Source organism: Yoonia vestfoldensis DSM 16212 (genome assembly GCF_000382265.1).
Classification (GTDB): Bacteria; Pseudomonadota; Alphaproteobacteria; order Rhodobacterales; family Rhodobacteraceae; genus Yoonia; species Yoonia vestfoldensis.
This window is the reverse complement of record NZ_KB907988.1, coordinates 31,576-45,201: the sequence shown is the minus strand read 5'-3', so window position 1 is coordinate 45,201 and position 13,626 is coordinate 31,576. Positions and strand designations below refer to the sequence as shown.

The 13,626-nt window shown below is 61.3% G+C and carries 18 protein-coding genes and 1 pseudogene; 8 read left to right on the top strand and 11 right to left on the bottom strand.

Annotated features, from left to right (window positions below):
• Positions 1 to 69: 69 nt before the first annotated feature.
• The 10 genes and pseudogenes from H147_RS0115150 to H147_RS0115120 form a co-directional block, all read right to left on the bottom strand.
• Positions 70 to 1,332 (bottom strand): MFS transporter, encoded by a 1,263-nt coding sequence (locus H147_RS0115150; protein ID WP_019956235.1) that lies wholly within the window; start codon positions 1,330 to 1,332, stop codon positions 70 to 72.
• Between the two features lie 314 nt (positions 1,333 to 1,646).
• Entirely contained in the window at positions 1,647 to 1,778 is a 132-nt protein-coding gene (locus tag H147_RS21500) for a hypothetical protein (RefSeq protein WP_281162198.1), read from the bottom strand.
• A gap of 22 nt (positions 1,779 to 1,800) precedes the next feature.
• A complete protein-coding gene (locus tag H147_RS0115145; RefSeq protein ID WP_019956234.1) occupies positions 1,801 to 2,052 on the bottom strand; it encodes a hypothetical protein in 252 nt (83 codons plus the stop codon).
• A complete protein-coding gene (locus H147_RS0115140; RefSeq protein ID WP_019956233.1) occupies positions 2,052 to 2,726 on the bottom strand; it encodes a YcbK family protein in 675 nt (224 codons plus the stop codon). Before H147_RS0115140 ends, H147_RS0115145 begins: the two co-directional genes overlap by 1 nt.
• Positions 2,727 to 2,780: 54 nt before the next feature.
• On the bottom strand, positions 2,781 to 3,287 hold the full coding sequence (locus H147_RS19885) for a hypothetical protein (RefSeq protein ID WP_019956232.1): 507 nt from the start codon (positions 3,285 to 3,287) through the stop codon (positions 2,781 to 2,783).
• Between the two features lie 195 nt (positions 3,288 to 3,482).
• A complete protein-coding gene (locus tag H147_RS21390) occupies positions 3,483 to 3,803 on the bottom strand; it encodes a DUF6525 family protein (RefSeq protein WP_110570996.1) in 321 nt (106 codons plus the stop codon).
• Complete coding sequence (locus H147_RS0115130) at positions 3,800 to 4,435, bottom strand: DUF1826 domain-containing protein (RefSeq protein WP_019956231.1); 636 nt, start codon at positions 4,433 to 4,435, stop codon at positions 3,800 to 3,802. Before H147_RS0115130 ends, H147_RS21390 begins: the two co-directional genes overlap by 4 nt.
• Positions 4,432 to 5,103 (bottom strand): annotated as a pseudogene (locus H147_RS19880) (CobW family GTP-binding protein); the annotation flags it as partial. The pseudogene H147_RS19880 and the gene H147_RS0115130, both read right to left, overlap by 4 nt.
• On the bottom strand, positions 5,094 to 5,207 hold the full coding sequence (locus H147_RS21595; RefSeq protein WP_169379867.1) for a GTP-binding protein: 114 nt from the start codon (positions 5,205 to 5,207) through the stop codon (positions 5,094 to 5,096). The pseudogene H147_RS19880 and the gene H147_RS21595, both read right to left, overlap by 10 nt.
• A 12-nt stretch (positions 5,208 to 5,219) precedes the next feature.
• Entirely contained in the window at positions 5,220 to 6,320 is a 1,101-nt protein-coding gene (locus H147_RS0115120) for a CobW family GTP-binding protein (protein ID WP_019956229.1), read from the bottom strand.
• Between the two features lie 228 nt (positions 6,321 to 6,548).
• On the opposite strand from H147_RS0115120, the gene hisI reads away from it, so the two are divergent.
• From hisI to H147_RS0115080, 8 genes are all read left to right on the top strand, one after another.
• Positions 6,549 to 7,040, top strand: a complete 492-nt coding sequence (hisI, locus tag H147_RS0115115) for a phosphoribosyl-AMP cyclohydrolase (RefSeq protein ID WP_026352581.1) — start codon at positions 6,549 to 6,551, stop codon at positions 7,038 to 7,040.
• Positions 7,041 to 7,110: 70 nt separating this feature from the next.
• A complete protein-coding gene (locus H147_RS0115110) occupies positions 7,111 to 7,545 on the top strand; it encodes a DUF1636 family protein (RefSeq protein ID WP_051108219.1) in 435 nt (144 codons plus the stop codon).
• Complete coding sequence (locus H147_RS0115105; protein WP_019956226.1) at positions 7,542 to 8,321, top strand: ABC transporter ATP-binding protein; 780 nt, start codon at positions 7,542 to 7,544, stop codon at positions 8,319 to 8,321. The genes H147_RS0115110 and H147_RS0115105 overlap by 4 nt, the downstream gene beginning before the upstream one ends.
• Before the next feature lie 12 nt (positions 8,322 to 8,333).
• Positions 8,334 to 9,272 carry an ABC transporter substrate-binding protein gene (locus H147_RS0115100; RefSeq protein ID WP_019956225.1) on the top strand — a complete coding sequence of 313 codons (939 nt, stop codon included), beginning with the start codon at positions 8,334 to 8,336 and terminating at the stop codon, positions 9,270 to 9,272.
• Positions 9,269 to 10,315: a FecCD family ABC transporter permease gene (locus H147_RS0115095; RefSeq protein WP_019956224.1), complete on the top strand. Its 1,047-nt coding sequence runs from the start codon at positions 9,269 to 9,271 to the stop codon at positions 10,313 to 10,315. Before H147_RS0115100 ends, H147_RS0115095 begins: the two co-directional genes overlap by 4 nt.
• 104 nt (positions 10,316 to 10,419) lie before the next feature.
• Complete coding sequence (locus tag H147_RS0115090) at positions 10,420 to 11,385, top strand: CobW family GTP-binding protein (RefSeq protein WP_019956223.1); 966 nt, start codon at positions 10,420 to 10,422, stop codon at positions 11,383 to 11,385.
• Positions 11,370 to 12,428 (top strand): WD40 repeat domain-containing protein, encoded by a 1,059-nt coding sequence (locus tag H147_RS0115085; protein ID WP_162561692.1) that lies wholly within the window; start codon positions 11,370 to 11,372, stop codon positions 12,426 to 12,428. Before H147_RS0115090 ends, H147_RS0115085 begins: the two co-directional genes overlap by 16 nt.
• Positions 12,428 to 12,685 (top strand): hypothetical protein, encoded by a 258-nt coding sequence (locus H147_RS0115080; RefSeq protein WP_019956221.1) that lies wholly within the window; start codon positions 12,428 to 12,430, stop codon positions 12,683 to 12,685. The genes H147_RS0115085 and H147_RS0115080 overlap by 1 nt, the downstream gene beginning before the upstream one ends.
• A 14-nt stretch (positions 12,686 to 12,699) precedes the next feature.
• Here the strand turns inward: H147_RS0115080 and H147_RS0115075 are convergent, their stop codons facing one another.
• Positions 12,700 to 13,527 (bottom strand): nickel/cobalt transporter, encoded by an 828-nt coding sequence (locus H147_RS0115075; protein WP_162561691.1) that lies wholly within the window; start codon positions 13,525 to 13,527, stop codon positions 12,700 to 12,702.
• Between the last annotated feature and the right edge of the window lie 99 nt (positions 13,528 to 13,626).

Sequence of the window (13,626 nt, the reverse complement as noted above, 5' to 3'; positions counted from 1 at the left end):
AGTCTCGGCCCAGACCGGACCTTCGTGGACGCCGCAGCGATCGGCAACAGTGAGCCCGACTTGATCGCATTAAGCCAAACTTGTTTCGCTTTCGGCCTGCGCGTTTTCGACAGCCCATTCACCCGCAGCTTCCACGGCTATGGTTGAGGCGGTGGGTAGAATGTTAAGGTAGCTATCGGTTTCTGCGACGGGGACTACGGCGCGCTGTGTCATACGGTAGAGTGCGTAGAGCGCGATGGCGGTAAAAGTTGCGCCGAGCACCAACCAGAAAGCATAGGGGCTAAGTCCCTTCATCGCCCAGCCGGCCACCAGCGGACCCGCAATCGCACCCAGCCCGAAGGTGAAAACAAGACCCCCAGACGCAGCTGGCATATCAGCCGCTGAAAGAGAATCGTTCGTGTATGCCAAGAGCAGGGCATAAAGTGGCGTGGTGACGCCCCCTGCAAAGAATGCTGCCGTCATCAGCGGCCATAACCCACCACCGGTGATCCACCCCAGCAGACAGGATGCAGCCCCGAGCAAGGCTAACCCAAAAATGAGTATTCGTCGGTCCATCCGGTCCGAAAGCCATCCAATCGGATATTGCAGCACCAGTGCACCGGCGAACAGCATTGCGATGAAAAGTGCGATTTGATTAGCTGTGAGCCTGATTTGGCTCCCGAAAACGGCGCCCATACCCGATTGCGTCGCGTAGACGCTGCCGAGCAAAAAGATCCCGACGGTGCCTAATGGTGATCCCACAAACAGGCGGCGCAAGGGCATTGGTTGCGCAACCTCGACCGCAGGAACCGGAGTGGCGGACAAAAGGATCGGTGCAAGTGAGATAGATACAAGGATCGAAGCACCGATAAAGAGCGTGGACGTCGCCGCATCGCCCAATGTCAGCAGCCCCTGCGCGCCGATGATGCCCAATGTCTGCGCAATCATGTACGCCGACAGCACCTTTCCGCGCGTTTCATTGGTGGCGGATGCGTTCAGCCAGCTTTCAGCGGCAACATATATTCCCGACATACAAAACCCCACGATTATCCGCAGCGCGGTCCAGGCCCAAGGTTCGGTCAAGAGCGGCAACGCAATCAGCCCAGCCGACATGAAGCTGCCAAGTGCCGCGAAGACACGCACATGGCCGACCCGCTGTATCATCAACGGGGTGAGCCGCGCTCCAGACAGGAAACCAAGAAAATAGCTGGAAGTCACAATCGCCAATTCGGTCGATGAAAATCCCTCTATCCCGCCACGCAGACCAATCAGGGTGAAATGCATCCCGTTGCCAAGCATGATAAGGACGATACCAAGCAGAAGGGCCCAGACACCGGACAGCACTTTGATCATGAAATGCCCTTTCGCGCCCTATGGTGCTCCTGTGATCATCATGAGGTTATATCGACAATCGATGTGAACTTATGCTGCAGCGCCGCATGGGTTTCTGTTTGCGACAAAGCTTTGAAAATTGAGCTGTTGGCTGTTTTGCGTTTTCGATACTCACTGGTGAGGCCGAAATGCTGCAGATGCACAAAAAGGTCGTTTGTCCGCACTGCGGTCACTCATGCAGATCGCAGCGAACGGCAGCTCACCGCCCACTGAGTCGGTCATCCCATTATCTAGCCGCCTTGTACTTCTTGTCGGTTTGGAGCCCAGCCCAGCAGTCATATGCACGCCCGTACCTGATCGCGCAGAACGGCGTAATCGCTTAGCATCCGGACAACGACCGCGCGCTCTGGCAGGGCAGCCACTTCGGATGCGGCGCGCGCCTGTTCGGTGACGCTGTAGAGTACCACGGGCGGACATGGCGCGCGTGCGTCAGAACTGACCGTTGCGCATCCGCTGAGCCAGAGCATCGCGATCAGGGGGACGACGGCTGGCGGCGTCCAGCATCTGGCGATGAATTTCATTTGTCTTCTCCGTTGTTGCAAATCGCTCGGCCAGCCTCCCAGATCGCTCACCTGCACGGCGCAGGTTCAGGAGGAAGAGGGCGATGGTGGTGGTGGCCAAAAGCAGGCCCAGCGCTTTGCGCGCCGGGCCGCTGGTGAGGATCGCTGCAATGAAGCCCATCACCGCTGGCCTCGTTTCCAGTCGTCGATCCGGGCGTGGATGGCGACGGCGATGCCGATCAGCGCCACGGCGATGAACACCCAGCGCAGGGTGTCGAGGTAGGGCACCAGAGGCAGAATGGCGGATTGAGTTTCTGCCAAGACGTCCTGCGCGGCTTCAACAACGGCCGCGCCGACGGTGGCGATCCCGGCTGCTCCACCACCTTTCAGGGTGCGGCTGTCTGCCAACACTTCGCGGGCAGGGGCAATTTCCGGCACAAAGGGCGTGGCGCGCGGGGCGAACGGTTCACCCCAGGACAGCGAGGGGCCGAGGTCGATGTGCATGAAACCCGAGCGAGGATAAGTGCCAAAGCCCAGAAAACCCACGGCGCGTGCCGCCTCGGCGAAAATGGCGGGATCATGGTTCGACATGGCGATGTCGAACGCGGTGCCCAGCATGTGCTTGGAGGCCGGTGCCCCGCCAACCGCCCAGTTGTGGCTGGAGCTGCGATAGCCCGACCGCACGATCAGAGGTTTGCCGAGGCGATTGCGCAGGCTCTGCAGCTTGTCCATCGCCTCGGTGTTGATCTTGATCGCGCCGGTGCCGCGGCATGCAATCTCGGCCGGGGAAAAGCTCGGCCAGCGCCAGGCGCTTTCGGGCACGTCGCGGAAATGGGTATAGGTCGTGGTCGGCATGAGTGGGCTCCAGAAATGCAAAACCCGCCCCCGCGCGGCAATGCCGCGCAGACTTTACGATCTGGCGGGCATTGCCCGCCGGGGGCGGGTCGGGTGCGGGAACGGCTGGCCTGCGATCATCACGCCCGGCTCGTCGGCATGGGTGAAGTCTGACTGGCCCATGTATCCCGGCTCCGGCGTCTGGCGGAAGATGATGTCGCGCTCGGGGCCACTCAGCGCCCGCCACTGCCGCACCCGCCGCTCCAGGGTGCGCCGAATACGGTCGTCGGGGAACGCCAGTGGATGTGCGCTTTGAAGGTGGCGCAACAGGGTGACCGCCTGCAACGCGCTGTCCATTTCCAAAAGAGGGAGAAGGTCGATCTCCCAATAGCGTTCGAGAGGATCGCTCACCGTGCGCTCATGAGCGATCTTGCGCTTTGAGGGCGGTGTCGGGTCGGCATCGAAGCGACGGGCGGTTCGTTCGCTGAACCCGGCGCGGGCAGCCGCTGTGCGCTGACTGTGATTTTGAAGGTCGGTCATGTATAATCTCAATTGCTGGTCGGTGATGGGTTTGTAGGCCAACCCGGGTCCTCCGTTTGATGGCAGAGAAACCCGGCTTACCAACCCGCAGCGACCAGCACCTATTCCCAAAATTAATCAGGCCGGTGGGGCTGCCCTCCAAACGGGCAAGCCCGTCTTCCGTCCAGCCCCACCGGCCAAGATGGTTGTCGCTCATCAGAGCAGCTGCCGTGGCCAGCCTTGAGAGAAAACGCATATTCAATTCCTTGCGTGAGATGAAGGCAGGCTCGAGTGCATTTGCGATGCGAGGGTGCCGGATGAGATGTGAATGATGGTGTGCTGACGGTCGCGCGCGAGGGTGTTCATCTCCGCGCGTGAAAGAAGTTGAAGCGTGTCCTGCGTGCTCAGACCCTTGCGGCGCGCCCTGTCCCACACCCGCCGACATGAGGCAGGCGACCAGGGCAGGGCGGCCCCGGCAAGCCAACGGCGCAGCGGCCTGGGAAGGGCGTCGAAGGCGCGCATTGGATCGCCTGATCTGCGTCGGCGCTTGAGCGTTGTGGCCCCGAGATTGCCACTCACACCGCGTCCTCCGGATCGAACACCGGGTCGAGAACCAGCACGAGCCGTGTCTCGCCGGTCGCTTCAATCGGTGGCGAGCGGTGCAGCAGTCGAGATCTCGGGTGTTCCGGCCAAAGCGTCCCGCGCAGCACGATCGGCGCGCCGGTCGGTACGGTAAAGACACGGCGCGGTTCAGCGCCATCGGGTGAGACACCGTATTGCGTACCGGTCCCGCGATAGGTGCAGATCAGCCGCGCCGTCACGGCGTCTATATGGAACTTGTGACACGCATTTGTCGTCACGCGTTCAAGCCGCAGACGCAGGAACGGCGCTTGCATCAGCGCCGCGAACAGCTCGGCAAGTGCAGCAATGTCGTCGATCAGGCGCGCTTGCTGGGTATTGTCGGGGGCTTCTGAAAGTGCGCAAATCTCCGACGCGGCGGCCCGCACCGTCTGGGCCCGCAGGATCAGGCGGGCAGTCGGTAGCCTGCCGGGGTCCAGCTGATCGATCCATGTCTGGAACTCCGGCAGCGGTTGCCGCCGCCAGATCGCGGCGGTGCAACCGGGTTTGGCGATCACGCTGAAGCCTTCGAACGCGTCTACGACGCACACCCCGAAATTGGCGTCCTGTAAGACTCCGCCCTCAAACATCATGCCGCGGCCTCGGTCCTGCGCCAGACGGGAAAAGCATCGGGCAGATCGGGCAGCATGTCCGGCGAGGGCGCGAGGTGTTCGGGCACCAGCGCCGCGTCGAGCCGCGCCTTGAGCCGTGGCCAGTCGATATCCGCACCGATGAACACGATCTCCTGTCGCCGGTCGCCCCATGGCTCGGACCAATGTTCGATCATGTAGGTGCGCGCGCCGTCCTGATCTGGCCAGCGGTCCCTCGGAACAGATGCCCACCAGGTGCCCAGCGGTTTGACGGACGACAGCGAACCCGCAAGCGAAAACTCGGCCGCCCATTCGGGCCGCGTCGCAATCCAGAAGTGCCCTTTGGCGCGGATCACGCCGGGCAGATCGCCATTCAGCAGGGCAAGAATCCTCGAAGGATCGAAGGGTTGCCGGGCGCGGTACACGAACGACTTTACACCGTATTCCTCGGTTTTGGGCACATGGTCGGCAAAGCCATAAAGCTCCTTGGCCCACATCGGATGCTCTTGCGCTTTCTCGAAATCGAAAAGCCCGGTGTTCAGGATGGCGCCCGCGGGCACGTCGGAGTGGCTGGTCTCGATGATCCGCGCATTGGCATTGAGACTTCGGATAATCTTGCGGGCGGCGTCCACCCGGTGCGGTGCCGCGTCCGCAACCTTGTTCAGCACGACACCCGCCGCCCTTCACGGTTGTTAAGAACGCAATTCAATAACGTGGTCTTTCCGGCACCCAGAAAGCCGGAGAGGACGGTAACGGGCAGTTTTTGATCGGTCATGCAAAGGATTCCTCAGAATGGGAGAGCATTGGTGTTCTCGGGAAGGCGGGCGCGCAGCATGTCGAGGCTGCGCACAAGTTCGGGGCGGGTGATGTCGCGCGCGATCACGACGATGCGCGAGCGCCGGTCGCCGCCGGGCCAGTTCCGCATGGGAACGGGCGGGTCGAACACATGCTGGACGCCGTGGAAAACGAAGGGTTTCTCGATCCCTTCGAGAAACACGATCCCCTTCACGCGAAGGATGTCGGGTCCGCGCAGGGCGATCAGTGTGTCGAGCCACATGTCGAAGGCGACCGGAGGAATAGGATCGTCCAGAACGATAGAGGCTGTGCCGATCCGCGCGTCGTGGGGGGGAAGTGTCAGATCGGCCGCGGAGCGCGTTGGAGCAAGACCAGAAAGGTTGTTGAACGGATCGGCAGCCCGAGCAGGGTCGCGGGGGGTAAGCCAGCCAAGCGTCTGTTCGGGTGTGGCGGTCACTCGCAACCCACTCAGCTCCCACAGGGCTCCATTCGGAAGTTCTCCTCGGCTTGCGCGTAGAATGCGCGCCGTTGGGTTAAGCGCGCTGAGCCGTGTCTCAAAGGCCTTCGCTGTCGCTGCCGGGACGAGATCAGTCTTGCTGAGCACCAGCAGGTCCGCCATCGCAATCTGCGAAACGGCCTCGAACTGGCGGTCGAGCGTGTCTTGCCCGGTGGCGGCATCCGCAACAGTGACGACGCCATCCATGCGCACGTTGCGCGCAAGATATGGATCAACCAGCAGGGTTTGCAGGATCGACCCAGGTTCGGCCAGGCCGGTCGTCTCGATTATCACACGCTCGAAGGAGATGTCTCCATTCTGTCTGCGGTCGATCAGGTCTGCCATCGTGCGCGCCAGATCGCCCCGGACAGAACAGCACAGGCAGCCCGACTGCATGAGAACGATTTCTTCGTCGACCGCTTCGATCAGGTCGTGGTCAAGACCGGCCTCACCGAATTCGTTCACGATAACGGCAATCTTCGGTCCTTTCGTCGCCCCGAGCACCGCATTTAGCAGTGTCGTTTTCCCCGCGCCGAGGAAGCCAGTCAGAAGTGTGACCGGAAGGCGGGTGTCTGTTGGTGATGCGGGTTGAGACATGCTGGTAACAGTTCCAAATATAAATGATTCGTGGAATGTTATGACATAACAAATAAAGTCTTGGAAGAGCGGGAGAGGTCGTTAACTGCACTTCGAGGGTGTTCTGCCCTTCATGCTCTTCATGGAGAAGGCTATCGAGATAGCAGCCCTGAACTGGACGTCTTTTGCTTGATCCGAGGAGGCAATTTAAGCATTGCAGTACGTTATGTTATGACATAACGTTTGCATATGGCAACTGAACGCAATTTACACGACCCTGTCTTTCACCCCCGCCGCACAGTCGTCGGGGTCGAGGAGGGCAGTCTGCTCGCGCCCCGCTTTCCAATGGACGGTCTGATGCCCTGCGTCACCACGGACGCAGGTGATGGAGTGGTGTTGATGATCGGCTGGATGAATGCCGCAGCGCTCGAACGGACGATCAAGAGGGGCGAAGCGCATTATTTCAGCCGCACGCGGCAGGCCGTCTGGCACAAGGGTGCGACCTCAGGCTTGGTCCAGCGGGTGATCGAGATGCGGATCGACGATGATCAGGACGCGATCTGGCTGCGGGTCGACGTCGCGGGCAACGGCGGGTCCTGCCATGTCGGCTATCGGTCCTGTTTCTATCGCCGCGTTCCGGTCGGGCCGGACGCCGATGGGGCACTGACGTTCAGCGAAGACCGCAAGCTGTTCGATCCGGCAATCGTCTATGGCGATGCCCCCAACCCGACGATCCTGTGATGAGGGTTCGGGTCGATATAAATTACATGCCGTGCAGTGTAAGAGCGTCAATTCAGGCGACGGAATACTCATGACGGCCCCCATACGTCCCATTCCCACGCCCGCCTACAGTGTTACGCAATCCGCGCCGCATCAGATTCTAGTGTGTCAGACCTGTCGTCACGCGGGCAAAACCGACAGACCGGGCGAGCGCATGCTGCCCGCCCTGCGCGATGCCATCGAAACAGCAGGACTTGGCGGCATTATGGAAGTCACCGGTAGCGCCTGCATGGCCGGGTGCGGGCGGCCCTGCACGGTTGCGGTCTGCGCGGCTGGCAAAGCGACTTGGTTCTTTAGCGATCTTGATCCGCAGGCGGACATCGCCGACATCGTGACGTTCGCGGAACTGTACGTGTCGCTCGACGACGGCTGGTGCCGGTCGGGCGACCGCCCGGGAAAGCTGGCGGATTACACTTTGGCGCGGATACCGGCAGCAAGACCCGTTGAACCGGAGGTCAGCGCATGATCGCGACGCCGGATGTGGAACTGACATCGGTTCATTGGGGTCCACGCGGAGGGTACGATATCCTGCGTGACATCTCGATTTCCGTTCCGACCGGGCAGGTCCTTGCGATCTGCGGCGCGAACGGGGCGGGGAAATCATCGCTTCTGCGTCTCATCTACCGGTTTCAGGCACCGCGACAGGGCAAGGTCATGCTGGCTGGACGGGACATCTGGCAGATGCGCCCGCCCGAGGTTGCACGGATCGTCGCGACAGTATTGCAGGAGCAGCCGACGGATTTCGCATTGACCCCGCGCCAGATCGCTTCGCTGGGACGGCTGCCGCACAGGCAGGGCTGGGGCGCTGGCCCCGGCGCACGCGATGGCGAGATCGTCGCGCAGGCACTGGCTCGGATGGACCTGATCGCAATGGCGGACCGCCCCTTTGGCACCCTGTCGGGGGGCGAGCGGCAGCGGGTCATGGTGGCGCGCGCCCTCGTACAGGAACCGCGCGTCATTGTGCTGGATGAGCCGACAAACCATCTCGATATCCGCCATCAGCTTGAACTGCTGGCCCTTCTGCGCGGCCTTGGTCTGACCGTGATCGCCACGCTCCATGATCTGACCCTTGCCGCACAATTCGCCGACCGGGTGATCGTGCTGCACGACGGACGCATTCTGTGTGACGGCCCGCCCGCTGAGGCGCTGACCGAGGCCTATCTGGCCACCGCTTTCGATATCCGCGCCGAGGTAGACCGCTCCGGTCCCGCTCCGCGCTTCGCTTTCCACCTGAACCCCTGAACGAGGACCAACATGATACGATTGAGCATTGCCGCCCTGCTGTTTTCTGCAACTGCCGCCGCCGCTTTCCCCGTTACGGTGCAAAGCTGTGATCGGGAGGTGACTTTCGATGCACCACCCGAACGCGCGATTTCCAACGATGTTAACCTGACCGAGATGATGCTCGTTCTGGGTCTTCGCGACCGGATGGTCGGATATACCGGCATTTCCGGCTGGAAGACGCTGGACGCAGAGATGCGCGAGGGTATCGCAGAGCTTCTGGAGCTGTCCGAGAAATACCCCTCCAAGGAAGTGCTGGTCGGTGCTGAGCCCGACTTCTTCTTTGCAGGTTGGAATTATGGCATGAAAGTCGGGGGCGAAGTGACGCCGGATACAATCGCCCCTTTCGGCATCGCGGTCTATGAGTTGACCGAAAGCTGCACTCACATCATGTCCATGCCCGAGGCCAGCATGGATACGATGTATCAGGACATCCTGAACCTTGGCACGATCTTTGGCGTCAGCGACCGGGCTGAGGCCCTTGTGGAGGGGTATCGCGCACGATTGGCCGAAGTGACGTCGGCTGTCGACCTGGCCGATCCCATGCGAGTTTTCGTCTATGACAGCGGCGAAGATGCACCATTTACGGCAGGTCGCTACGCCATGCCAACCGCCCTTATCGAAGCCGCAGGCGGCGTGAACATCATGGGTGATTTGGAGAAAAGCTGGGCCGTCGTGGGTTGGGAAGCTGTCGTGGAGCGCAACCCGGAAGTGGTGGTGATCGTGAACTATGGTGATGTGACGGCAGAACAAAAGATCGCCTTCATGCGCGAAAACGCGGCCTTTGCCGAGATTGATGCGGTCAGAAACAACCGCTTCGTCGTGCTGGAATACGTTGAGGCAACACCCGGACCCCGCAATATCGCAGCCGTTGAAACGCTGGTTGCGGGCTTTGCGAGAGCAGGCGAATGAGCCTTGTCACAGCGTCCGACACGCCGCGCCGGATTGTGTGGCGACTTGGGGCTGTGGGGTCCGCGCTTGCGCTGATTGGAGTGTCGGTGATGGTCGCGGTATCGGTGGGCGCGGTGGCCGTCCCGCTTGGCACGGTTTGGGGCGTGGCACTTGACCGTGTCCTGCCCGGTATCGTTACACCTGACTGGAGCGCCGGGCGCGAAAGCATCATCTGGGATATACGGCTGCCACGTGTGATCCTTGCGGGGCTCGTCGGGGCGGGGCTGGGCCTTTGTGGTGCAGCTCTTCAAGCTGTTACGCGCAACATGCTGGCGGACCCGCATCTGCTCGGCATCTCGTCGGGTGGTGCTTTCGGGGCGATTGCGGCTTTGTTGCATACCGGTATGTTCATTGGCTTGCTCACTGTTCCGCTGATGGCATTCGGCGGTGCGCTGGCGGCAACCGCTTTGGTGCTTGGCGTTGCGCATCTGGCCCGTGCGACCAGTGCTGATCGTCTTGTCTTGGCGGGGGTCGCGGTCAGCTTTGTCGTGATGGCCGGAGCGAACATCCTGATCTTTCTGGGCGATCCACGCGCGACCCACACAGTCGTGTTCTGGATGCTGGGCGGCCTTGGCCTGGCGCAATGGTCGCATCTTCTCTTTCCGGTCGCGGTGCTTGTGCCCTGTTCGCTTTGGCTCTGGTCGCGCCGGGGCGCGCTTAACGCAATGTGCCTTGGCGATGAGACTGCCGCCACATTGGGGATTGCGGTCGGGCGGTTCCGGCTGGCGGTTTTCACCGTCGCGGCGTTGATCACAGGGGTGATGGTAGCATTTTCTGGGATTATCGGGTTCGTGGGGCTGATGATGCCGCATCTTGTACGCATGGTGGCGGGCGGCGATAACGCGCGTGTTCTGCCGGGGTCCGCCCTTGCGGGTGCCGTGTTTCTGATCTGGGCGGATGCAGGGGCACGGGTGGTCATGGCACCTGAAGATCTGCCAATTGGTATCGTCACCGGGGTGACGGGTGGACTGTTCTTTCTGTGGCTCATGATCAGGCGTGCTTGATGTCGGACGACGTGAGAACGGCGATGGACAGATTCATTAGAATAAGATATGTTATTTCATAACTAGTTCTGGTTTTCCGAACCAGACATCAAGGAGATATCTCGATGAGAAACCAAATCCCCGTTACCGTCCTCACCGGCTTTCTTGGCGCAGGCAAGACCACGCTTTTGAACCGCATCCTGACCGAGGAGCATGGCAAGAAATACGCTGTAATCGTCAATGAGTTCGGCGAGGAAGGCATCGACAACGAGCTCGTGGTGGATGCCGATGAAGAAGTGTTCGAGATGAACAACGGCTGTATCTGCTGCACCGTCCGCGGAGACCTGATCCGCATCCTCGCCGGATTGATGAAGCGCAAAGGCCAGTTCGACGCGATCCTGATCGAAACGACCGGCCTCGCCGATCCGGCTCCCGTGGCGCAGACCTTTTATGTGGATCAGGACGTAGCCGACCTCACCCGGCTCGATGCCATCGTCACTGTGGCGGACGCGCGGCATCTGGAGGGGCAGCTGTCCGAAAGCCACGAAGCGGAAGAGCAGATTGCGTTTGCCGACATCGTGCTGCTGAACAAGATCGACCTGGTGGATGCGGCAGGCTTGGAAAAAGTCGAGGCGCGCATCAAGGCGATGAACCCTTATGCAAAGATCATCCGCACCGAAAAATGCGCGGTCCCCCTGGACGAGGTGCTGGGCCTGAACGCCTTTGACCTCAACCGCGTGCTGGAGTTCGAACCGGATTTTCTCGACTCAGGTCACGAGCATGAGCATGACGACAATATCAAGAGTATCTCGCTGACCTCCGACGTACCCCTTGATCCCGACAGGTTCCAGGCGTGGTTCGGGCGGCTCCTGCAAACCCGCGGGCAGGATATCCTGCGCTCCAAGGGCATCCTCGATATGGCGGGCGAGACAGAGCGCTATGTTATTCAGGGTGTACACATGCTGATGGACGGCAACTTTCTCGGCCCTTGGCCAGCAGGAAAGCCGCGCGGCTCACGGCTGGTGTTCATCGGGCGTAATCTGGACGGCATGGCGCTGAAGGAAGGTTTCGAAGCGTGCAAAGCCGCATGAGTCCGGGAGAGCGTTTTGCCGATCCGCTGGAACCGACGGCGATCGAGAAGGCGGGGACGGCGTATGATTGCGCTGCCGTGCCTTCAGGCGCGGTTGTGCTTGGCGATGCCGTCGCGGCGGGCTTTGGCGATGGTGTGCTGCGCTTGTTCCAGCCCGGTTTCGACCCGCTGGCGCGGCGCGCGCATCTGGGCGCTATCCTGTCGCTTGCAGCCGATCCGAAAGGGGCCTTCGTGCTGACCGGCGGCGATGACGGGCGGCTGGTGCGGACGGATGCCGCGGGCGAGATGGAGGAGATCGAAGGCTTCGGCTCGAAATGGGTCGATGCTGTCGCTGTGGCGGCGGATGGTGGCATGGCCTGTTCGGTTGGCAAGACCGTCCATCTTTGGGACAGCGGCGGCCACCGTCACAGCCTTGATCACCCAAGCACCGTCGGAGGCCTTTCCTTCGATTCCAAGGGCGAGCGTCTCGCGGTAGGACACTATGGTGGTGTGACACTCTGGACAAAGGCCCGACGCGGCTGGAAATCAACCGCCCTGAAATGGGCCGGCTCGCATCTGGGTGTCCGGTTCAGCCCGAACGGCAAATATGTCGTCTCGGTCATGCAGGAGAACGCCCTGCATGGCTGGCGTCTGCGGGACAAGGCCGACATGCGGATGTCGGGCTACCCCGTCAAGGTTAAGAGCCTGGATTGGGTGGGGGCCGCACCGCATCTGGTCACCAGCGGCGCGGATGCCGCGATCTGCTGGCCGTTCGACGGCAAGGAAGGCCCGATGGGGCGCGACCCGCTGATGGTTGCAGGTCAAAGCAAGGTGCTCGCGACGGCGGTGGCCGGACTGCCGGGGCACGACGCCGTCGTCGCAGGATACAAGGACGGCACGATCCTCTACAGTGAGCTTGACGTTTCCGCAGAACGGCTGCTGATCAGTCGGCGCGGAGGAGAGGCAATTACCTGCCTTGCGGTCACCCCGGAGACGGGATGGCTCTTTGCCGCTGCGGAGGATGGCCGTGTGCTCTGGGCACCCCTTGGTGGGGAGGGCGCGTGATGTTCAACCTGTTCAAGCGCCGACCGCCACCCGATCCCGAACAGGTCGCCCGGATCAAGGGCTGGGTGGCCGCACATATGACGCTGGAGGACGACGATCATGTCTCGGTGGCTGAGCTTGCCTGCCACGAACCCGGCTGTCCTGATTTCGAGACGGTCGTCACTGTTATGAAACAGGATAAGCGCCGGTTCGTGCTGCGTTTTCCAGCACCGGTGCTGGAGGTTAGCGAGGTGGATGTCACAGGTCTCGAATTTTGATCTGCGGCATGCAGTCATACACCCAACCATGGCAGTAGCATGCCGATGCTGAGGGTCACGATCAGCAGACCACCGATGACATGAAGAGCCGCTGACAGCGTCAGAACCCCTTCACCGTCGCCTGCGCCTAATCCGGCCAGGCTGCGGGTCACAACACCTGATCCGGCAACCAAAAGGTTGAATGCCGCTGTCCCCAGTCCCATCGTGATGACCGCAAGAGCCCCGATCCAGAAGGCGTCGAAGCGGGCAGCGATGACCAGAACAAACAGCGCGCCCGTGCAGGGTCTGATTGCGATGCTGGCAATGAGGGCCAAGGCATCCCGCCTTGAACCCAGCGTGCGGACTTCCTCGATGCTTGGCCCATGAGCGTGACCACAACCGCAGTTTTCGTCATGATGATCTCGCTGGCCTATCTGGTGCCACGACCGCGCACCACGAAAGATCAGAATCCCTCCGATTGCTGCAATGGCGGCGTAGCTGGCCGGGGCAAGCCACGTTTCGGTGAAGCTCACCAGATCTCTCGATCCCAGTCGAAAAAGGAAGACGAGGCCACCGACGAGCAGGATCGCAGTGCCAGCCTGCGCAAGACTCGAAAGAAGTGTGAGAACGCCAAGGCGACGCATACTCACAGAACTTGCCAAGGCCGCCCCACCGATCAGGACCTTGCCATGCCCTGGGCCAAGCGCATGGACAAACCCATAGGCAGCAGTCGCTGCACAGAGTGTCCAGACTGCCAGAGGCTCTCCGGCCTGAATACCGCGCAGGGCGCGTGCCATTGAGTTCTGGAACGTTCGCTGTTCGGCGATAGCCCAATGCAGGATTGCGGTCCAAGGCAGCAGCACCCAGAGGCCCGCAAGCGCCACGATCAAGGCAGAAAAAATCAAAAACAGTCTCATCGACATGTCAGGCTGACCTCATCGGAGAACAAGCGTCCGACATTG